The organism is Microcystis sp. 49638_E5, assembly GCF_021300285.1.
Taxonomy (GTDB): domain Bacteria; phylum Cyanobacteriota; class Cyanobacteriia; order Cyanobacteriales; family Microcystaceae; genus Microcystis; species Microcystis aeruginosa_C.
In genome coordinates, this window is record NZ_JAJTDH010000061.1 from 1 (window position 1) to 19,147 (window position 19,147).

Annotated in this window: 23 protein-coding genes; 12 read left to right on the forward strand and 11 right to left on the reverse strand. The window is 39.2% G+C overall.

Going from position 1 to position 19,147, the window contains the following annotated elements:
• Nucleotides 1–111: 111 nt before the first annotated feature.
• The 5 genes from LW728_RS16195 to LW728_RS16215 form a co-directional block, all read right to left on the reverse strand.
• Nucleotides 112–1,026 carry a DUF4351 domain-containing protein gene (locus LW728_RS16195; protein ID WP_287767280.1) on the reverse strand — a complete coding sequence of 305 codons (915 nt, stop codon included), beginning with the start codon at nt 1,024–1,026 and terminating at the stop codon, nt 112–114.
• 131 nt (nt 1,027–1,157) lie between these two features.
• Nucleotides 1,158–2,102, reverse strand: coding sequence for an NB-ARC domain-containing protein (locus LW728_RS16200; RefSeq protein ID WP_002800468.1), 945 nt, complete (start codon nt 2,100–2,102; stop codon nt 1,158–1,160).
• Nucleotides 2,103–2,174: 72 nt separating this feature from the next.
• Nucleotides 2,175–2,441 carry a type II toxin-antitoxin system RelE family toxin gene (locus tag LW728_RS16205; RefSeq protein ID WP_002800469.1) on the reverse strand — a complete coding sequence of 89 codons (267 nt, stop codon included), beginning with the start codon at nt 2,439–2,441 and terminating at the stop codon, nt 2,175–2,177.
• A gap of 3 nt (nt 2,442–2,444) precedes the next feature.
• Nucleotides 2,445–2,642, reverse strand: a complete 198-nt coding sequence (locus LW728_RS16210) for a hypothetical protein (RefSeq protein WP_002800470.1) — start codon at nt 2,640–2,642, stop codon at nt 2,445–2,447.
• 156 nt (nt 2,643–2,798) lie between these two features.
• Entirely contained in the window at nt 2,799–3,299 is a 501-nt protein-coding gene (locus LW728_RS16215) for a hypothetical protein (protein WP_287767281.1), read from the reverse strand.
• A 199-nt stretch (nt 3,300–3,498) separates the two neighbouring features.
• On the opposite strand from LW728_RS16215, the gene clpS reads away from it, so the two are divergent.
• From clpS to LW728_RS16230, 3 genes are all read left to right on the forward strand, one after another.
• Nucleotides 3,499–3,786, forward strand: a complete 288-nt coding sequence (gene clpS / locus LW728_RS16220) for an ATP-dependent Clp protease adapter ClpS (protein ID WP_002738526.1) — start codon at nt 3,499–3,501, stop codon at nt 3,784–3,786.
• Nucleotides 3,779–4,597, forward strand: coding sequence for a CPBP family intramembrane glutamic endopeptidase (locus LW728_RS16225; RefSeq protein WP_287668341.1), 819 nt, complete (start codon nt 3,779–3,781; stop codon nt 4,595–4,597). The genes clpS and LW728_RS16225 overlap by 8 nt, the downstream gene beginning before the upstream one ends.
• Before the next feature lie 63 nt (nt 4,598–4,660).
• Nucleotides 4,661–6,178, forward strand: a complete 1,518-nt coding sequence (locus LW728_RS16230) for an ammonium transporter (protein ID WP_287767283.1) — start codon at nt 4,661–4,663, stop codon at nt 6,176–6,178.
• Nucleotides 6,179–6,189: 11 nt separating this feature from the next.
• Here LW728_RS16230 and LW728_RS16235 read toward each other — a convergent pair whose 3' ends face one another.
• Nucleotides 6,190–8,088 (reverse strand): Hpt domain-containing protein, encoded by a 1,899-nt coding sequence (locus LW728_RS16235; protein ID WP_287767284.1) that lies wholly within the window; start codon nt 8,086–8,088, stop codon nt 6,190–6,192.
• A gap of 272 nt (nt 8,089–8,360) precedes the next feature.
• On the opposite strand from LW728_RS16235, the gene LW728_RS16240 reads away from it, so the two are divergent.
• Nucleotides 8,361–8,654, forward strand: coding sequence for a hypothetical protein (locus LW728_RS16240; RefSeq protein WP_287767285.1), 294 nt, complete (start codon nt 8,361–8,363; stop codon nt 8,652–8,654).
• Nucleotides 8,632–8,871, forward strand: coding sequence for a hypothetical protein (locus LW728_RS16245; protein WP_287767286.1), 240 nt, complete (start codon nt 8,632–8,634; stop codon nt 8,869–8,871). Before LW728_RS16240 ends, LW728_RS16245 begins: the two co-directional genes overlap by 23 nt.
• Nucleotides 8,872–8,882: 11 nt before the next feature.
• On the opposite strand, the gene LW728_RS16250 is transcribed toward LW728_RS16245, so the two are convergent.
• Nucleotides 8,883–10,940, reverse strand: coding sequence for an AAA-like domain-containing protein (locus LW728_RS16250; protein ID WP_287767287.1), 2,058 nt, complete (start codon nt 10,938–10,940; stop codon nt 8,883–8,885).
• 176 nt (nt 10,941–11,116) lie between these two features.
• Nucleotides 11,117–12,373 carry an AAA-like domain-containing protein gene (locus LW728_RS16255; protein ID WP_287767289.1) on the reverse strand — a complete coding sequence of 419 codons (1,257 nt, stop codon included), beginning with the start codon at nt 12,371–12,373 and terminating at the stop codon, nt 11,117–11,119.
• A 144-nt stretch (nt 12,374–12,517) separates the two neighbouring features.
• Between LW728_RS16255 and LW728_RS16260 the strand changes: the two genes are divergently transcribed.
• From LW728_RS16260 to LW728_RS16290, 7 genes are all read left to right on the forward strand, one after another.
• Nucleotides 12,518–12,826: a hypothetical protein gene (locus LW728_RS16260; RefSeq protein ID WP_002760073.1), complete on the forward strand. Its 309-nt coding sequence runs from the start codon at nt 12,518–12,520 to the stop codon at nt 12,824–12,826.
• Complete coding sequence (locus LW728_RS16265; protein ID WP_004163687.1) at nt 12,813–13,694, forward strand: hypothetical protein; 882 nt, start codon at nt 12,813–12,815, stop codon at nt 13,692–13,694. Before LW728_RS16260 ends, LW728_RS16265 begins: the two co-directional genes overlap by 14 nt.
• Nucleotides 13,695–14,097: 403 nt before the next feature.
• Nucleotides 14,098–14,685 carry a hypothetical protein gene (locus tag LW728_RS16270; RefSeq protein WP_004163689.1) on the forward strand — a complete coding sequence of 196 codons (588 nt, stop codon included), beginning with the start codon at nt 14,098–14,100 and terminating at the stop codon, nt 14,683–14,685.
• A gap of 229 nt (nt 14,686–14,914) precedes the next feature.
• Complete coding sequence (gene gifA, locus LW728_RS16275) at nt 14,915–15,115, forward strand: glutamine synthetase inactivation factor IF7A (RefSeq protein WP_002758764.1); 201 nt, start codon at nt 14,915–14,917, stop codon at nt 15,113–15,115.
• 339 nt (nt 15,116–15,454) lie between these two features.
• Nucleotides 15,455–15,673, forward strand: coding sequence for a type II toxin-antitoxin system HicB family antitoxin (locus LW728_RS16280; protein ID WP_004163690.1), 219 nt, complete (start codon nt 15,455–15,457; stop codon nt 15,671–15,673).
• Nucleotides 15,670–15,849 (forward strand): type II toxin-antitoxin system HicA family toxin, encoded by a 180-nt coding sequence (locus LW728_RS16285; RefSeq protein ID WP_002782277.1) that lies wholly within the window; start codon nt 15,670–15,672, stop codon nt 15,847–15,849. The genes LW728_RS16280 and LW728_RS16285 overlap by 4 nt, the downstream gene beginning before the upstream one ends.
• A 335-nt stretch (nt 15,850–16,184) precedes the next feature.
• Nucleotides 16,185–16,682, forward strand: a complete 498-nt coding sequence (locus LW728_RS16290; protein WP_004163691.1) for an HNH endonuclease — start codon at nt 16,185–16,187, stop codon at nt 16,680–16,682.
• Here the strand turns inward: LW728_RS16290 and LW728_RS16295 are convergent.
• The 3 genes from LW728_RS16295 to LW728_RS16305 all read right to left on the reverse strand — a co-directional run bounded on the left by LW728_RS16295 (nt 16,679) and on the right by LW728_RS16305 (nt 18,638).
• Nucleotides 16,679–17,032, reverse strand: a complete 354-nt coding sequence (locus tag LW728_RS16295; RefSeq protein ID WP_043997667.1) for a hypothetical protein — start codon at nt 17,030–17,032, stop codon at nt 16,679–16,681. The genes LW728_RS16290 and LW728_RS16295 overlap by 4 nt on opposite strands.
• A gap of 88 nt (nt 17,033–17,120) precedes the next feature.
• The gene (hypD, locus tag LW728_RS16300; RefSeq protein WP_287668323.1) at nt 17,121–18,233 is read right to left on the reverse strand and encodes a hydrogenase formation protein HypD; all 1,113 of its coding nucleotides are present in this window, start codon (nt 18,231–18,233) and stop codon (nt 17,121–17,123) included.
• Between the two features lie 141 nt (nt 18,234–18,374).
• Complete coding sequence (locus LW728_RS16305; RefSeq protein ID WP_287658049.1) at nt 18,375–18,638, reverse strand: HypC/HybG/HupF family hydrogenase formation chaperone; 264 nt, start codon at nt 18,636–18,638, stop codon at nt 18,375–18,377.
• Nucleotides 18,639–19,147: the final 509 nt, after the last annotated feature.

Sequence of the window (19,147 nt, forward strand, 5' to 3'; positions counted from 1 at the left end):
CATCAATTTCTTTAATTTCTGAGGTGACTTCTTTGCTGACAACTACTGTACCGTAGGGAGAAAGAAGGGTTTCTAAGAAGTCTTTGCTAAATTTATCCCAAATAAAGCGAGTCACGGATGCAACCAGTTATCTAAATCTGTCAAAGTGTCAAAGTCTAATAAAGCGAGTCCTAAGTCTTCTAACCGCTCCACAGGAAGTTTACGGATGATTTCTTCTAGATTCTGGGGTATTTCCCCGAAACGTCGCTGAAGAAGTCTAATAACAAGATTGGCCTCTTGAATTCTACCCTGTTCAAGACCTTGCTGTCTTCCTTGCTGAACCCCCTCTTGAACCGCTTGTTCCCTATCCTGTTGGTAAAGTGGAGCTAAACGCATAATAAATTCCCTATCCTCCTGTGTTTTTTTCGATAACGCTTCTAAATTTCTACTCAAATTATACAATAAGTTTAAGGATGCCGATTTTAGGGGATTATTCGGTGATAATCTCTCTAATTCATCGATAGCTCTCTCTCTTGTTCCTCCTCTACCCAATAATCTTAACCATAATGTCTCTGGGATTGCGGGTAACTGATGAATGACGACAATAGCTGTACCGAAACCCTCTGGGAGAAAATAAACTCCTTGTGGCCAATTGGGTTGTAATTGAGCCGTAAACAGGGATAAAATGCGCTCACTAGCTGTAGGGGTGAGAATCCATAACCTAGGTATCTCCTCCTCTGATATTCTCTGTTTATTTCTCTTTGCTTCTCTGTGGAAGATTTCACGGATAGCAAAGCGCTTGGACAGACAATCATTGATACCATCAAGGGTAATCCCATTGCGATAGGGTTCCAATAAACAGGGATTTTGGCATAATTTGCCTAATAATCCTAACTGAGAGGGAATTTCAGAGATATTAGGACTAAAATACACATCAATTTCTTTAATTTCTGAGGTGACTTCTTTGCTGACAACTACTGTACCGTAGGGAGAAAGAAGGGTTTCTAAGAAGTCTTTGCTAAATTTATCCCAAATAAAGCGAGTCATGAAAAAGGTTAATTGCCTCAGTTGCTGATTTTGGCCTCCAGATTAATCATCGAGAATTGAGCAAGCGATCGCATTTATGATCTGATTCTAATTTATTGAGGGTCAGTAAGAATAGTGATAATTGACATTTCTTAAGATTTTATCTCCGATAGCAACGTCCAAGCAATAGCCACTGGTGCAAATAAACTCAACAGCATTGCCACTTTTTGAACAGCAGAACTTAAATCATCCCAACTGATTTTAATTGCGGCTGCTACCCCTAAATGTCCATAATCTCTGTGGTTTCTTTTCTGGGTTAAAGCAGTATGAGCTAAATTTAATTTATCGCGTAAATGGCTAAACTTTAAATGACGATTTTTCGCTAAATATTCCCCTACTAACTCCACTGCTAAGGTTAAGCGTCCTAAAATTTTGTGACAAATCTGTTCTACTAAAGCTTTTTCTTTCTCAACTTTAGCAGTACCAACAATTTTGGTTAATAACTCTACACATTTATCCAAGGGTAAAACATCTAAAGCTATAGACTCAAATTCCGTACTAAGACACCTTTCCCTAGTGGTGACTAATATCTTAATCCTAGAATCTTTTGGTAACATTTGATCGGGAATTCGGTCGATATTGGGGACATCATCGAGAATTAATAATAATTTTCCCTGCTGAGGTAGCCAATTTTGCCAATACCAGTCCACTTGTTTTTCTAAAGATTCTTTTTTCAATATTTCTGGTAAAGATAGATAAGGACCGGCTAATTTAACTATTTCTTCTGCTAAACCCGATAGTCGCAAGGATAACCAATATTGTGCCGCGTATTCCTGTTGGTATCGTTTCGCATATTCCAAAGCTAAAGCGGTTTTTCCTATTCCCCCTAACCCTTCTACTGCACAAACAATCACCCCTTGTTCTGTTTGCAATTGCTGATGAATTAAGGTTAACTCATCTTCCCTCCCGACAAAATTAACCGTACTTTTGCCCACATTACTAGGGACAGCTTGACGTTCTTTTGGTTCGGGAATATTCAGATTAAAAGTATTATTTTGATTGTTATCAGTTCCATCTTGCTCAATATTGATTTTCATTTTTAATTCTCTCTAAAAATAATTATCTTTGCTCAAAATAAATCTAATCTAAAAGTAATATTAATGAGGTTTTTAAGGAAAATAACGATACATTTCCTTTCGGTGTAGAAGACGAACCAAGGCGACAGTATCTTGCTCTAAATACAAACCAAGACGATAATCCCCAATCCGAATGCGATAAAATCCTCGATACCCTTGAATCGCTTTGACATTACGCAACTCGGTTAAACTTTTGGCTAATTCTATCTCCTCAATAATTGCCTGAATTTGTCGCTTAATTTTACCATCTTTGAGATTGCGTAGATCTGTCTCAAAGCTTTTACGAAATTCAATATTCATCTCTTATTCTTTTAACAGAGTCAAAATTTCATCACGACTGACATTGTTACTATCTTTTCCCTCTTGAATTGCCCTAGCCATAGCCGTATCTTCCAGCACTTCATAAATTAACTCTTTTAGTAAATCCTTTTCTTGTATTAATAACTCATAGAGTAACTCTTTTAATATTGGTTTTAACGCTTCCGATTGCAATTCTGACATAAATTACCTCTTGTCTTTGATAATAACTATTTTCAATGATAACATTTACTAGGCTTGGTTTTCACAGATTAAAGATGTTGTTCTGTGTATTACCAATTCCCGATTGACTAATATTAATTGTCCGCTCGATACCAGCAAAGCTTTTAGAGGGAATACTTACTTTTTTAGACGATTTTTCACCCCTGCGATCGCACGATTAAATGTGGGAAAATAACGCTTAAAAGTTGACTCAGTATCTAATTCCGCTTCGTAGGTCAGGGAAACAAAAGGGGGTATAGTAGATATGGCCGCTTTTAATTTGGCTGCTGCCGATCGCTCTGGTTGATTGAGTTTAGCCAGAATTTGATTTAATAATTCTAAGATTTGTGCAGAAGCAAGTTCTGGGGGTGGTTCTTTGGTAATTGCCGTCAATTCTGTGACAATTTCTGCTACCATTACCTCGGCATCAGGAAAGGACGCTTCTTGACTGTCGCTGGCGACTAAATCCCATTTTTCTCGTTCAAAATCCCGAATTAGTCGGCGTAAATCTTCGATCTGCTGCTTGATCCTAACTTGTTCTTCCGGTGCGATTGTAACTAAAGTGTTTCGCTTTCCCGCTAATTGTTGTTTTAAGCGTTGAATATTGTCTTCGAGGTTTTGTAATTCGTCAGTAGCCATGGGAAAATAAGCTTAAATTAGCCAATTAATTCAATTATGATCTATCCATCTAAAAATGTCATTCCTTTGGCTGTCCCCCACTCCCCAACACCCAACCCCCTCACGGATCACAGAAAAAGCCTAGCTCAATCCGGAAATTTTGATTATGATCATTAGTAATTGACCTGTATTTGTGATATAGATTCAAAGGAGAGACACGGTGTCCACAGAAGTGATCGAAAAGCGTTCCACAGCGACAATCCGTAAACCAGCGCCGCGTTATCGCGTTTTACTCCACAATGACGACTTTAACTCGATGGAGTATGTGGTTCAGAGTTTAATGCAAACGATCGCCGGTATGACGCAACCCCAAGCAGTCGATATCATGATGGAAGCGCACACGAATGGTACAGCCTTGGTGATTACCTGCATCCAAGAACACGCGGAATTTTACTGTGAAACCTTGAAAAATAAAGGTTTGACCAGCAGCATCGAACCCGATGAATAAAAGATTACGGGTAATTGCCACTTACCCAGTCCCCCTGCGACTGGGGGTTTTTATTTTGCTCCTACTTTTTCTCTGGTTGCCGATCGCACTTCCCCTCTATCACTTTTTTGCCACTAATGCCAATCTGGTCTCAATTTTGACCCTTTCTGTTCTCTATCTGGAATTTTTGGGGTTATCCCATTGGTGGGGACGGACAATTTATGGCGATGAGGGATTAGCTGGTTATGGGTTGATTTGGCGAAGAAAAACGCCGATCGAGTTAATTAACGGCTTGGCGATCGGTTTATTTTTCACTTTCTCGCTTTTTCTGTCCCAAGCGTTCCTAGGTTGGTTAAATTTCTTACCGGCAAATCCCCAAATCAGCAAAATCATCCTAGAGGGGTTTTTAGTCGCTTTAGCGGTGGGTTTTGCCGAAGAATTACTATTTCGCGGCTGGTTACTGGGAGAATTAGAAAAGGATTATCGTCCCGCTATCGCTCTGGTGATTAGTGCCTTAATTTTCGCTCTTGCTCACTTTATTAAACCTTTAGCCGAAATTATCCGCACTTTTCCCCAATTTCCTGCCTTAGTCTTGCTAGGATTGGTTCTAGGTTGGGCAAAACGCGCCTGTGGTGGTAGTTTGGGTAAAAGTATCGGTCTGCACGCAGGTTTAGTCTGGGCATACTATATATTAAATGTGGGTCAGTTAATTAAATACACTGGTACTGTTCCCGATTGGTTAACTGGAATCGATAAAAATCCTTTAGCGGGAGTGATGGGTTTACTTTTCCTGACAATTCTCGCTATCTGGACCAGAAAAAAGCAGTTTTGAGTGAACGATAAGCGATTAAATCAATTACTATAAAGGGGAAATTGCCCATCATAGCTATACCCCATGAATCGATTATTATCTTTTCTAGAATATCGCCCGCGTTTGCGTAATATCCTATCTTTTTGTTTCTCTCTTATCGTCATGCTGTTGATCGGTGTAGGCAAAGTCACAGCACAAGACTTAAATAATTCTACTGTGGATTTAGTTGCTAATCTCTGGATGTTAATAGCCGGCTCGTTAGTATTCTTTATGAATGCGGGTTTTGCCCTGCTGGAAACGGGTTTTTGTCGTACTAATAACGCCACTAATGTCTTAGCTAAAAACCTAATTGTCTTCTGTGTTGCTGCCTTAGCTTATTGGATGTTTGGTTTCGGTTTAATGTTTGGTAATACATCCGCACTAAAAAATAGTTTCTCTGGTGGTACAGGATTTTTCTTGGAAATTTTAACCTCCAATAATCAATACAGTCAATTCCAAGAAGTGTGGACAGGTCGTTCAATTGCCACTTTATTTTTCTTTCAATTAACTTTTGCGGGAACTGCGGCGACCATTGTATCGGGAGCAGTGGCAGAAAGGGTTAAATTTTGGGCATTTTTGCTATTTAGTTTCTTTTTAGTCGCTTTTTCTTATTCTCTTACTGGACATTGGATTTGGTCATCGGAAGGATGGTTATATAACTTATTTAAGTTTCGAGATTTTGCCGGTTCAACGGTGGTGCATTCGGTGGGAGGAATGGCCGGATTAGTGGGTGCTTGGTTACTAAAACCGAGAGATGGACGCTTTGGTTATAATCGCAAAACCGATCGTTATGAAGCAAAAGAAAGGGGAAATTTTGCCCCCCATCAGTTAGGTTTTGCCACTCTTGGTTGTTTCATTCTTTGGTTAGGATGGTTTGGTTTTAATGGTGGTTCGGCGGTAAATTTGAATGATGTCCCCATAACAATTACTACCACGATGATTGCCGCTGCCACTGGGGGATTTTTGGCATTAATTTTTAATCCTTTAATTGGCCGTAAAGCCAGTTTATCCACAATTATTAATGGCATTTTAGGAGGATTAGTGGGGATCACGGCATCCTCAGGTTATGTTAATATCAGATCAGCTATTATCATTGGTGGCATTAGTGGCATTATTGTCTTATTAGGAGAAGAATTTTTAATTAAAACTAAAGTAATTGATGATCCAGTGGGAGCAATTCCAGTACATCTTTTTTGTGGTTTTTGGGGAACAATAGCGGTGGGGTTATTTAGTAGCAAAGATGCGGGAGAATTCGCCAATGGATTAACACAGGATAGTCCTATATCTCAAGTCGCTTTTCAATTTTTTGGATGGATTGTAGTCATGGCATTTACTTTTATTTTTAGTTTAATTCTCTGGCTAATTATTGGCAATCTTCTTCATTATATGCAAGTAATTGTTTTACGTCAAAAGAACCCACAGGTTAATTCCTCTCCTGTTGTCAGGAGTCAATCCTTCAATCTTCCTGACCTATTCTCCCTATTTTGGTCACGGGGAAGGGAAGGAATCCGGGTATCATTATCCGAGGAATTAACGGGTAGCGATGGGGTATTTAGTGATTGAAAAATTAATGTTTATTCAATAAGTTTTTGGCAATTTGGATTATCTTGCAAAGCTCGATCGATATCCGATTTCCAAGTTCTGTCATTATACCAACGTTTTGCCCAAGATTGAGCTTCTTTAAAGTTATCAGAAGATGGGGGGATTTTGCACAAAATTTCAAAAGCACCTTCTCTACCCGGCACATTAGCCACAAAATTATTGGCAGCTAGTCCTATTGCTTGCTGAATTAACATTAATTCATTTAATTGAGTCGCACACTTGTCAGAAAACTGATTACCTTGTTTCCTTTCCAATTCTTGCAGTTGTTGAATATTCTTTTCTAAGCTAATCTCAAAATCTCGTTGATCACAAATTTCTGGAGTTGGTGCCATCACATTAGGAGTATTTTCAGGAGTCTTTAATGACCAAAAAGCAAATCCAAGAAAGGCTAATAGTGCCAAGAAAGATAATATTTTAGTTAAATCAGCAGGAGAATTTTCCGCATTAACTAATTTTTCTAATTCTTGTTTGATCCATTGAACATTAAATACCTCTTGATAAATTCGATTAGTAACTTCTAGATAGTCACCATTTTTAATAACTAATTCTGCTTGCTGAAGCTCCAATTTTTCGGGTTTATTATTAGCCAATACTCTCCCCTGCAAAATATCTTGATAGATTTCTAATCTTGACCTAACATTTTTATCAGGAGTTAAGAGACTGTTTTGTATTGTCTGGAGATGGACTGCCGCTTTATTTTGTAACCAATTTTCTACAATATGTTTCTGAATTAATTGTTCAATTCTTGGTTTTTCTTGTCCTTCGCGTAACTCGTTTTTATTGTCGATTAGCAAACGAATAACTATTTCGGTTAACTCCACGTTACCCCCTGTCCAAGCTAGAGTTTCCTTAATTAAAGTTGCTCGTTGGTTTTCCTCAAATTCGGGGGTTAATTTTTCTTCAGCCATTTGATATGCTTCCCTTTGACTTGCTATCTGTGCTTTTCGATTGACTGGGATTTGACTTAACTCTAAAGAAGGCTTTTCCGACTCATTAATGTCCTGATTTTGACTCGAAGTTAAAGCTTCTTCTAAATCTTGATCGGGAAGAAGTTCCAGGGTACTAGCTACCAATTCCGCTTCTGGGTTAATCAGGATTTGTGGTAATTTGGCGGCGGCTAATAATTGCAATTCTTGACTGACGGTGATTTCTTCCCCGCGACCCCATTCTAATAAATCACTAGCTTGTTTTAATTCCCTAATAATAACTGGAGCGAGAGTACGATAGGAATGTTTGGAGTTAGCCAGTGCCGATTGGGCATTTTTAACTAAATATTGCCATTGTTGCTGTTCTGAAGCCAATTGAGACAGAGATAAAATTAATTCTTGCAATTGCTGACGGGAAGCACTGGTTTCTTCCTGTTTGAACAGTTGTAACATCTGTTTGAGGATATCTCTGACGCTGATGGAGATAGAAGAGACCGCCGCAATAGCTGGGGTAGATTTTCCCTGGCCGAGAAGATAGTTAAGATGGGCCTGTAATTCGACAAAAGTCGGTTCACCGTTTTTAATGATCGCGTCAGCTTCCTCGGCTTGCAAACCTAAGGGACTCTGCAGCTTATCGATCAATATCTGAAGCAGATCATAACTCTTGAGCAACAAAGACTCTAATTTTTGATCCACTTCTAGGGGATTTTCTTTCAATATTGTGAAAGCATCCTCAAGACGGTGAGCAGTTTTTTGGATACTGCTATAGCCTAACATGGCCGCCCCTGCCTTGACGGAATGGGCGGCACGAAACATCTCGTTCATCTGTTCATGGTTGTTCACGAGATTGCCTAAGTCTAAAATCCCCTGTTCTAAAGTTTCCAGGTGTTCTTTTGCTTCTTCGATGAAATAGCCGAGAATTTTCCGATCGTTAGCGGAGTCCAATGTATCATCCCCCTTATCACGATGCTACCTAGTCCTGGATTGGCCTAGTTTTTCATTAAATATATCAGTGACTCTCAAATCATTATAAATACATCAACAACTGCCTGTGAACATCTCCTGGAAAAATTAATGCGCTCCGGGGTTTGGGGGTTATACCCCCCAAAAGCGTGGATTGATTGATAAAACCGAAAGTAACGGCCAATTTTAGCGGAGAGTTTCTCCTTAAAAATTCCAACTTAGTAGATTTATAAAAAGGAGATGCACTCATCACGGTGTCATCAGGTGATGTTAATATCAAATCAGCTATTATCCTCGGTGGCATTAGTGGCATTATTGTTTTATTAGGAGAAGAATTATTAATTAAAACTAAAGTAATTGATGATCCAGTGGGAGCAATTCCAGTACATCTTTTTTGTGGTTTTTGGGGAACAATGGCGGTGGGTTTCTTTAGTACCAAAGGTGCGGAAGAATTCGCCCGTGGATCCGCACAGGATAATTGGCTATCTCAAGTCGTTTTTCAATTTTTTTCGATGGATTGTAGTCATGGCATTTACTTTTATTTTTAGTTTAATTCTCTGGCTAATGATTGGCAATCTCCTCTATTATATGCAAGTAATTGTTTTACGTCAAAAGAACCCACAGGTTAATTCCTCTCCTGTTGTCAGGAGTCAATCCTTCAATGTTTCTGACCTATTCTTTTTATTTTGGTCACGGGGAGGGGAAGGAATCCGAGTATCATTATCCGAGGAATTAACGGGTGGTAATGGAGTATTTAGTGATTGAAAAATTGATGTTTATTCAATAAGTTTTTGACAATCTAGATTATCTTGCAAAGCTCGATCGATATCCGATTTCCAAGCTTTGTCCTTATGCCAACTTTTTGCCCAAGATTGAGCTTCTTTAAAGTTATCAGAAGTTGGGGGGATTTTGCACAAAATTTCAAAACCACCTTCTCTACCCGGCACATCAGCGACAAAATTATTTTTAGCTAGTCCTATTGCTTGCTGAATTAACCTTAATTCATTTAATTGAGTCCCACACTTGTAATAAAACTGATCACCTTGTTTCCTTTCCAATTCTTGCAGTTGTTGAATGTTCATTTCTAAGCTAATATTAAAATCTCGTTTAGTACAAATTTCTGGAATACTAGGTGAGGGTTCCTTATCGGGAGTTCTTTGTGGTTGCAATGATAATAAGAACAAAATAATAAACGTACCAAGTAGTAATAGTACCGACGAAAAGGTAGAATCCTCCTCCTTAACTAATTTTTCTAATTCTTGTTTAACCCATTGAATATTAAATACCTCTTGATAAATTCGATTGGTCACTTCTAGATACTCATCATTTTTAATCACTAATTCTGCTTGCTGAAGTGCCAATTTTTCTGGTTTGTTATCAGCAAAGACTCTCCCCTGCAAAATTTCTTTATAGATTTCTAATCTTGACCTAACATTTTTATCAGGAGTTAAGAGACTGTTTTGTATTTTCTGGAGATGAGCTGCCGCTTTATTTTGTAACCAATTTTCTACAATATTTTTCTGAATCAATTGTTCAATTTTTGGTTTTTCTTGTCCTTCTCGTAACTCATTTTTATTGTCGATTAGCAAAAGGATAACTATTATCGTTAACTCCCAGTTACCACCTGTCCAAGCTGGAATTTCCTCAATTAAAGCTGCTCTTTGATTCTCATCAAATTCAGTCCTTAATAGTATTTTATCTAGTTGATCTACTATTTCGTAGTATGCAGGGATTTTATTTAATTCCGTTGTCACCCAAGTTTCATTAAAAACATTTCTATAAATCTTATTATAAACTTTTAACTTTTGTCGGTCTTGAACTACCAATCCCGTTAAGCGTAATTCTATTTGATCAAGACTACCATCATCGGTAATTTCACCATTTTTTAAAATTTCTAGGTAAAGCTTCAGCATTCTTCTACCCGTGACACGCTTATTTAATAAACGATTCCGAATAGTTTTTAGGTGTTCTGGACTATCTTGAGATACCCAGTTACTAATTACTTGCGACTGGATAAAATCGCCGACATTAATCGGGGTTGCTGGGGATTCCTTGCCAAATCCAGTGCGAGATGTGGAGATTAAATGACAAATTTTTTGAGTTAAAAACGGTTGTCCACCTGTCCATTCTATAACCTCCTCTAAAACCCGTTCCGGTGCGATAACTTTGTCCTGCAATCCCTCGGCAAGTTTTCTGGCATCCTTTATAGTAAATCCAGATAATCGAATATCTTGACCAATATTAAAAGGACTACGATTATTATCTCGAATAAAGTTAGAAACTGCCGCTACCCCCAACATACAAAAGGTTAGACGTTGGTAATCCCTATTATGGGGACGTTCTTCATGACAGCTACGCAGCCAAGCAAAGAAATCATCTGTGGAAAAATTTAAACTCAGAACGCTATCAATTTCATCGAAACAGATAACAATAGGTCGGGATACCTCCTTTAAGAGAATTTCCTCAACAAATTGATCAAGACGATTAATAGCTGATTTATAGGCTCGTTCATCCCACCAAGTTTGCTCTTTTCCCCGAATAGAAAGATCAAACCGTTTAACCAGTTGCTCAAATAATACTCGATACCAAATATCTTCGGAGATGTTTTTTCCTAGACCACTCAAATCAATGATAGCACAATCAATATTATCCTCTTTCAGTCGTTTTTGTGTCTGTACCCACAAACTTGATTTTCCCATTTGACGGGAATTTAACACATAGCAATACTGTCCATTTTTTAGATAGTTATAAAATATATTATCTGCTTCCCGCTTGATATAACTAGGTGCATCTAGGGGAACGCTGCCTCCAACATAATAAAAATTGGTCGCCATAGGATTAAAATTAGCAATTTGTCTGATTGGTTAAGTTCGATGAATAATTTAATCAAAGGTTATCTGTCCCTAAGCTAGTCCGCATTTAAAGTTCTGGGTTCGATGGGGGAACGGGGAACAGGTGAAAACGAATATTAGATTTAGATGTACAACAGTTTAACTCAATATATTGGATTTTAGGAGGATAGGCGATACCTAAAATAGTTGCTGTATAGTGGATAACGGGGTTGAACAGCATTCTGCACAAAGGTTACTAATCCTAAACTATGAAGTTGCCAATTAATTGTTGCACCTAAATCAACGGGAGAAGAGGACTCTACAACCTTTTTCATTCCTGCTGCTAGGTTTGGATGTTCTTGTAAGTTTAGCAAATGTCCTCGTAAATGATCCCCATAAATCCCCGCTTCCGTGGCTGCTGTCTCTAAAAAATCTGCTAGAGACAGTTGTTTTTGGCTAATCCCATAAATCGCTTTTTGGATTAAATAGGGATGTCCCCCGACAAGATTAATTATTTTTTGCAGTTCATCTTCTCCCAAGTCAGCCTGATATTTATTGGCTAGAGTCAAGACCTGTTCTAGAGTAAAATCAGGTAACAGGATTTCTGTTCCTACATTGAAAGGAGATTTATTCAGGCCAGCAGGAACATAATTTTCTGTGGAATAGGTGATAATTAAGTGTAACTTTTGCCAAGTATTATTATTTTTTGCCTCCTCGTGCCAAAGACGAAATAAACTAAGGAAATCGTCGGCAACGCTTGCATAGGCAAAGAGACTATCTATCTCCTCTAAAACTAAAATTAGGGGTTTATCCAGCTTTTTGAGCAAATGGTCTTCAAAATAGGCAGTACAGCTATAAAGTCCTAATCCTTCTTGCCATTTTTCCTGAAAGAGAGCTGCTAACCCTAATTTCTTGGAAGTAATCAAAGCAAACCAAGAGAGCAATCGGTCTAAATCGCTGAGAATTCCTTTACTTGCTTGTAAAAAACTGAAACTGACGGTTTTATACTCTCTTTTGTCAACTTGACTCAAAATTCTATCGACTAATAGGGTTTTACCCATCCCCTTGGCTGATTTAATTCGCAATAATGAACCTGCTTGACTCACCGTCTCCAGACAAAGCTGTTCCACTGGAGGACGTTCAATATACTTGGAAAAATCCGCGGCCCGGTTTTCTCCCTCATCCTCAGACATGGCAGCAGCTGTTTCCTCCAACTCATCCCAGTCAGCGATTTCTCGATAATCAAGGCCTAATTTTTGACAAATTTCAAAAAAATTAAGATTGCTAATCGGTTTACCGTTAAGAAAAAGGCTAATAGTCGCTCTTCCGAATCCTAACACCTCAGCAAGCACCTGTTGACTTGCGTAACCATTGAGTTTAACTGCTTGTTTGACTCTAGGGATATATTCTGATTTTACTTTAAGCGATCGCCCCATAAACTTCCATCAATCGACGCAATCTCTATTTTATCGCAAAAAACTCAGACATATCTCAGTCATTCTCAGTCATGAACTCAGAGAGTCATGACTGAGGATCAAGATGTACTGGTCGAAGTGTATTTATAAACTACACAAAACAGAATGCTTGACATATTTCCTTCTAAGTCCAAAGACAATGACACTTATAAGGGTGATTCTGGGACTTCAGCTAAGTCTGACAATTATTTAACCTCCGCGGAGAAGTCTCTTTTATCTGATTTACTCAAAGTTAATGCTGCCACTGTCTTGAGCTTTGAAATTGAAACAGATAGAATTGGAGAAGCTAACTTACAAGATAAATTAGAAAAACTAGCGGACAAAGGCTATATCAAAGTCAATGAAGAAGAAAGCTACAAAATCTTTACTCCCACTTGGAAAACTCGTTGGCTGAGGGTAAATGGTATTTTGTAGTCAGGTTCTAACGGAATTAGATAAGTTTCCTTTTTTCAGTTCATTCACCCATTACCTATTTTTGGTAGATTCTCAGACAACTGCCGCCACCGATCTTTTTAGCGAAATACGGAAACTTCTGGGAGAAGATCGGTGGCCTTTTGTGGTGACTGCGATAATTATTGGAGTAGCAGTTGAAACTAGAAGTACCTATTTCTCAGCTTTTAGGATTCGTCATTTATTTCCCGATTTAAAAAAGGATTTTTTAAAGACTTTCCGTTTTTTATTAATTGTCAAAATTTTTGTATCAATACTTTTATACCTTTTTATTCAGTTTATATTTTCTCTATTAAGCTTGATCGAGGATAATGTATATGTGGGTTTAATCATTGCTCTGGTCTTTGGTTTTATTATTAGTTCCTTAAACCCTAATTTAGAACAAATCGACCAAGTAATGGGTGGATTTAGCTTATCGACAATTAATCCTGTCTCCAGTCTGATCAAAAAGATATTAGGGTTGTACAAACAATTTAAAGCATCTATTATTGAGCCTTTCCAAAAGAAATTGGGGAACAAGAAAACCAGCCTATATATGTCTATTAAGCATGAATTTAATTGTTTTCAAATAGTTACTCTTCAGGAATACATCCAAGAATTACTCAGTAGATTTACACTGAAAGAAACGCAAGAGAAATATCAAGGAAGATTAAACGCTATCATCGGGGGAAATTTTAGTGACGAGGATAAGAGAGAAAGATTAATATGGTTATTATTTGATATTATGGAGGTTACTTATGAAGAGATCAATAAAATTAGAAATCACCCAGATCAATCAGAAATTTTAATAAGACTGGGAGAAATAGAACAGGGGAATAGTACGATAAATTAAACGTCGGACTGTTAATTAAATACACTTGTACGGTTTCCGATCGATTAACTGGAATCGATAAAAATCCTTGAGGGGGAGTGATGGGTTAACTTTTCCTGACAATTCTCGCCCTCTGGACCAGAAAAAAAGTAACCGATGTAAAACCGAGCAGTTAGACTAAATCCCTTTTTAATAGTGTGATTAACTCTCAAGTTATGAATTGTTTCTCCCCACACCCCACACCCCACACCCCACACCCCACACCCTGCCCCCACCGAAAAGCTTTTTGCTGCAAACCCCAAGTATCAAGGGGTATACTGCCAATATTTCCGATGATTGACAATTTTCTAGCGATCGAGCCTTTCCACTACGGAAATTCGAGTTTATGATAAAAAGAAATCCTCTCTCAGGTAAGAGCGGTAGTATGGCTTACTCGACACAGCAGTTAATTGAAATCCTCGAGCGAGAAATGCACGCCACTTGCAAAGGGGAACGTCTGTTACTCTCCCCGGCGGAGCGCATTGATAATCCGGTGATTGCCAAGGCGATCAATCTAGAAAAGGTGGGCAAAGTCTTCGCCTATCAGGATTTTCGCCGCCAAGTTCACGATTATCAACAAAAATATCAGGTTTCGGGCATTATCTGGCGTGTTTGTCAATGGGGCGATCGCACTCTCCGTTATCCCGAAATTCATAATCAATTAGTTGCCGTGGCGGGTGACAAGGAAATTCTCATGGCTGCCAAAGCCTCGGTTTTAGAGTTTTGGAACAGTATCACCCCTAATATGAATTTTTGGTGGGCGCTTAACTCCCGTCGTCCCATTTCTGCCGATTCTCTAGCCGAATTAGTTGCCCAGTCCGAATGGGCGGAATTAGATGTGGCGCGCACAGAATTATATCTCGGTCTCTGTTGGGGTAATCCTTTAGAACACCAGTATCAATGGGCGCAACCCTTTTCCGGTTGTCATCGCATTATCGCCGCCGTCGATGAACCTAGTTCGATTAAGGTGTGAGGGCGATTGATGTCTTGGGAATTATGAATTATGAATTGGGGGGTGGGGAGAATAAATAAAAGCAATCTCCTGACTTCTGACTGCTGCCGACCGTCTCCTATTGTAAAGTTTTGTTAATTTTTCTGGGATTAGGGCGTTTTGTAAAAATAGATACAGAATTGTATGTTATACATATTAATGGGTGATTAAAAAAGTTCGAAACACTATTTGCAGCTCGGAGGAAATGATTATGTCTACAGAACAACAAGCTCGCGCCTTAATGATGCGTCACCACCACGCCGTCAAAAATCGTCAACAATCGATGTTAGGGAGAAGTGCTTCTGAAATTGGTATTGACAATGACAATGGCTACGGGGAAACCGTTCAACGTCGCTTCTCGGCCGACTTTTCTTCACAAACTTATGATCGCTCTGGTGTTACTCTGAGTTAAGCTCTTAGATTTCGCCAAAGTGTAAGCTTTCAATCTTAGAATTAAGTGAACAATCAGCCCACACAAACCGAGATCGGAATGTGTGGGTTTTCGGTTTTTAGAGATAGGGGTCATTCCTCGGCCGATTACGCGGTTTCATCAGGATTTATACTTAAGTAGCTGGTTATAATTAAATTAAAAATGGATTTTAGGTTCGATCCCCCCTGCCCCCCTTGATAAGGGGGGTGCCGATCCCCCCTTAGTCCCCCCTTTAATCCCCCCTTGATAAGGGGGGCATCTGACAACTTTTAACGCCTACCTACTTATCGAATAATTCATAAATTATCAAAGGAGATTGTCATGAAAGGAGAATTCACCGCCATCATTGAAGCAGCAACAGAAGGGGGATACTGGGCAATTTGTCCTGAAGTACTAGGTGCAAATGGTCAAGGAGAAACCATTGAAGAAGCCAAAGAAAGCTTAAAAAGTGCTATTCAACTAATTTTTGAAGATCGTTTGGCTGATATTCGTCGAGGACTACCGAAAGAGGCGATCGAGGAGACAATTTCCATTCCATGAAACGTCAAGAATTAGAAAAAAAGTTGCGGAAAGCTGGTTGTTATCTTAAGCGAGAGGGTGCTTCTCATTCTCTTTGGATTAACCCTCAAACTGGGGTGATTGAAGCTGTACCACGACATACAGAAATCAAAGAATTTTTAGCACAAAAAATTCTCAGAAACCTGAATGCCCAATAGATAGTGCGATGCCGAAGGCACGGGAGCATCTCACCTTTGCAATGAGCATAAATACTTAGTGGAAAAATAGGCTTTTCGAGGGTAATTCTTGTTTTAATTCTCCATGTACGCAGTCTTTAAAAGCCTCTATTTCGTTCCAAGACACGATTAAGAGTGGCTTTTAGGCTAAGTATAATTACTTATCGCGTAAGTGAGATGCTCCCGAAGGCACGAAGGCAATGCCTTCGGCATCGCACTGAAAAAAGCTCCCCACTTCCCCAACACTGAATAATAGGTTCCAATCTCAGTGATCTGTGCTACCATTCGGGGTAAATTCAAGCGATCTCCAGACACCTATGAGCAAGGTTCTCGTGTTGAATGCCTCCTACGAACCGCTAAATATTACCAGTTGGCGGCGTGCGATCGTTTTATTGTTGAAAGGAAAAGCTGAATCCCTAGAACATAACGGAAAAGTGGTTTGTCGTGACTTACCCCTACCTTCTGTTATCCGTCTTAGGCAATACGTCCGTGTTCCCTACAAGGAAATTCCTTTAACCCGTCGTAATATCCTCGAACGAGATCATCACACTTGTCAATACTGTCTCTACCGAGGTGAACAATTAACCATCGATCATGTGATTCCCCGTTCTCGCGGAGGGGGTGATACCTGGGAGAATTTAGTGGCGGCTTGTGTGCGTTGTAATGTGCATAAGGGCAATCGTACACCAAAAGAGGCCAATATGTCCCTACGCGCCCAGCCGCGTCGTCCCTACAGCAGTCTCCACTTTGAGCTATTAAAGCACACCAGGGAGAATCACAATCAGGAATGGCGTAAATATGTCATCGGCATTTAGGGTGAAAAAGGCATGGTGAAACCAAGACCAAAATTGATTCCCATGCCATTATTATTAGTCTGGGTGCGAGGATTGGCAACTCCCGTGCCTAGATAAACCGCACAACCGCGACAGGGGGTATTGACTCGGTAGCGCACCGCCATGGGATCATTGGGATCAGTGATAGTTACTCCCTGATGGTTTAAATCTTTAATTAGATTGGTAACGGGTTTGAAAAAATCGGCGCTGGGGGGTTGACTTGGTTGCAGTTCTAGGGTTTGTTCTTGGGAAGCAAGAACGATTTCCGAAGCGATAACTAGCAGCAGAGAGGTAGTTAAGCCAAATAAACCCAGATTATTTTTGATCTTCATCTTTTTTATCACCGAGAGATTGTTAATTTCTTCTGGTGAGAATTCTAGCGTTTTCTCACCAGAAAGGAACCTAATCAGTAAAAAAAATTTACTGATTTCTACCATACTTATAATAAGCGGCACAAGCACCTTCACTAGAAACCATACAAGTGCCGATGGGATGTTCGGGAGTACAAGCAGTCCCAAATACTTTACATTCCCAGGGTTTTAAAACACCTTTAAGAATTTCGCCACACTGACAAGCTTTGTGATCTTTAACGCGCTGATTGGGTAAAGTAAATTTCTTCTCCGCATCAAAATTACTGTACTCATCTCGCAGTTTTAAACCTCCTTGAGCAATTTCTCCTAAACCTCGCCATTCAAACTGATCCCGCAGTTCAAAAACTTGGTCGATTGCCGATAAAGCGACTCTATTTCCTTGATTTTGTACCACTCGATCATACTGATTTTCGATCTCACATCTCTGCTCATCTAATTGTTTTAATACCATCCAAATTGATTGGAGAATATCCAAAGGTTCAAACCCAGAAACTACCACAGGTTTATGATATTCTTGGGCAATAACTTGATAGGGTTCTGTGCCAATTACCATGCTAACATGACCGGGACCAACAAAACCGTCTAACTGTAGATCTGGGTTATCTAACAAAGCTTTCAGAGCGGGAATAATCACCACATGATTAGAAAATAAACTAAAATTAGTGATGCCATCTCTTTGGGCTTCTAAAACAGTTAAAGCTGTGCTAGGAACGGTTGTTTCAAAACCTAATGCTAGAAATATTACTTCTTTATCGAGATTTTCTCTGGCAATTTTTAAGGCATCGCGAGGAGAATAAACCATGCGAATATCATCACCTTTTGCTCGTGCTTGCAGCAGACTCAAATGGGAACCGGGGACACGCATAGTATCGCCAAAAGTTGTCAGAATTACGCTCGGTTGTTGTGCGAGAAAAATGGCATCATCTAAACGACCTCGCGGCATCACACAAACGGGACATCCAGGACCGTGAATTAATTCGATAGTTTCGGGAAGTATTGCCTCGATACCGTATCTAAAAATTGAGTGGGTATGACCTCCACAAACCTCCATAATTTTAGTAACTTTTTCCCGCTTTTCAGAGATTCTTATCGATAATTGTTCAATTTGTTGAATTAATCCTGCCGCTTTAACTGGATCACGAAATTCATCAACGTATTTCATAACAAGCTTTCTCTCTATAAGTGGTTGGACAAAAGTAAAGTTAATTGTGGAGCCGGTCGTCGGTTGTCAGTAATAATTGCCGTAATTTACATTTCTTAAGATAGACAACAGAATTAATTTATGGGTGACTACTTAAGAACATTAATTATGATTAAATTCTTCCTCTAATTCCGATAATTGTGTTAATAAATTTAGGGTTTCTTGAGCCTCATCTTCATCAATTCGATTCATTGCAAAACCCACATGAACTAATACCCAATCCCCTACACAAGTATTAGCAGGATGGTCTTCATCAACAATGCAAGTGATATTTACTTCTCTTTTTACACCCCCCACATCGACGAGAGCGAGATGATGGTTTTCATCAATAATTGCTGTAATTTGTCCTGGTATGCCTAAACACATAGTTTTTACCTTGAAAAATCTAGTTTTTGTTAATTATGGGCTGATTTTTTGGGTAGAGATTGCGGTAATATCAACTGAGAATCAGGTCATACTTCATCCCTCTAAGAAAGGCTATACAGTCAAAGGTTATCCTTTTTACTTTTTCCTTTCCTCTTTCCCCTTTTTACTCGGTCTTACCTGCCATTCTGGACTATTGCCCTCAAGAACAGCTTTTTTTCCCGTATCTTTTTTAAGATTTCCCCTGTCCCGGACCGTGGACAATATCCCAGCAAGGGTAAAACTTTTGTATTAGGGACTACATCGCTTTACTAAATTGTCCGTCAAAAGTTGATAGAGGAGCCTAGTCTCATAAAATAGCAAGCGACACAGCCCATCCTTACCCAATGCCTTAAAACTTGTTGACACTCCCCGCTCTAAAGAGACGGGGATTCTTGGTTCACAGAGATTACTTGCTTAGACAGAATTGCTTCTGAAAAAGTAGAGGTATTCTCTCCCCAAGCGTTTATTGG

What these genes read in the sequence shown, in the direction of transcription:
- LW728_RS16290 (WP_004163691.1), top strand. Translation starts at nt 16,185, where the DNA reads ATGAGCAAGGTTCTCGTGTTGAATGCCTCCTACGAACCGCTAAATATT.
- LW728_RS16305 (WP_287658049.1), bottom strand. Translation starts at nt 18,638, where the DNA reads ATGTGTTTAGGCATACCAGGACAAATTACAGCAATTATTGATGAAAAC.
- LW728_RS16295 (WP_043997667.1), bottom strand. Translation starts at nt 17,032, where the DNA reads ATGAAGATCAAAAATAATCTGGGTTTATTTGGCTTAACTACCTCTCTG.
- LW728_RS16230 (WP_287767283.1), top strand. Translation starts at nt 4,661, where the DNA reads ATGAATCGATTATTATCTTTTCTAGAATATCGCCCGCGTTTGCGTAAT.
- LW728_RS16285 (WP_002782277.1), top strand. Translation starts at nt 15,670, where the DNA reads ATGAAACGTCAAGAATTAGAAAAAAAGTTGCGGAAAGCTGGTTGTTAT.
- LW728_RS16210 (WP_002800470.1), bottom strand. Translation starts at nt 2,642, where the DNA reads ATGTCAGAATTGCAATCGGAAGCGTTAAAACCAATATTAAAAGAGTTA.
- gifA (WP_002758764.1), top strand. Translation starts at nt 14,915, where the DNA reads ATGTCTACAGAACAACAAGCTCGCGCCTTAATGATGCGTCACCACCAC.
- LW728_RS16265 (WP_004163687.1), top strand. Translation starts at nt 12,813, where the DNA reads ATGGTATTTTGTAGTCAGGTTCTAACGGAATTAGATAAGTTTCCTTTT.
- LW728_RS16215 (WP_287767281.1), bottom strand. Translation starts at nt 3,299, where the DNA reads ATGGCTACTGACGAATTACAAAACCTCGAAGACAATATTCAACGCTTA.
- LW728_RS16195 (WP_287767280.1), bottom strand. Translation starts at nt 1,026, where the DNA reads ATGACTCGCTTTATTTGGGATAAATTTAGCAAAGACTTCTTAGAAACC.
- LW728_RS16205 (WP_002800469.1), bottom strand. Translation starts at nt 2,441, where the DNA reads ATGAATATTGAATTTCGTAAAAGCTTTGAGACAGATCTACGCAATCTC.
- LW728_RS16280 (WP_004163690.1), top strand. Translation starts at nt 15,455, where the DNA reads ATGAAAGGAGAATTCACCGCCATCATTGAAGCAGCAACAGAAGGGGGA.
- hypD (WP_287668323.1), bottom strand. Translation starts at nt 18,233, where the DNA reads ATGAAATACGTTGATGAATTTCGTGATCCAGTTAAAGCGGCAGGATTA.
- LW728_RS16260 (WP_002760073.1), top strand. Translation starts at nt 12,518, where the DNA reads ATGCTTGACATATTTCCTTCTAAGTCCAAAGACAATGACACTTATAAG.
- LW728_RS16245 (WP_287767286.1), top strand. Translation starts at nt 8,632, where the DNA reads ATGGCATTTACTTTTATTTTTAGTTTAATTCTCTGGCTAATGATTGGC.
- LW728_RS16200 (WP_002800468.1), bottom strand. Translation starts at nt 2,102, where the DNA reads ATGAAAATCAATATTGAGCAAGATGGAACTGATAACAATCAAAATAAT.
- LW728_RS16270 (WP_004163689.1), top strand. Translation starts at nt 14,098, where the DNA reads ATGGCTTACTCGACACAGCAGTTAATTGAAATCCTCGAGCGAGAAATG.
- LW728_RS16255 (WP_287767289.1), bottom strand. Translation starts at nt 12,373, where the DNA reads ATGGGGCGATCGCTTAAAGTAAAATCAGAATATATCCCTAGAGTCAAA.
- LW728_RS16225 (WP_287668341.1), top strand. Translation starts at nt 3,779, where the DNA reads ATGAATAAAAGATTACGGGTAATTGCCACTTACCCAGTCCCCCTGCGA.
- LW728_RS16250 (WP_287767287.1), bottom strand. Translation starts at nt 10,940, where the DNA reads ATGGCGACCAATTTTTATTATGTTGGAGGCAGCGTTCCCCTAGATGCA.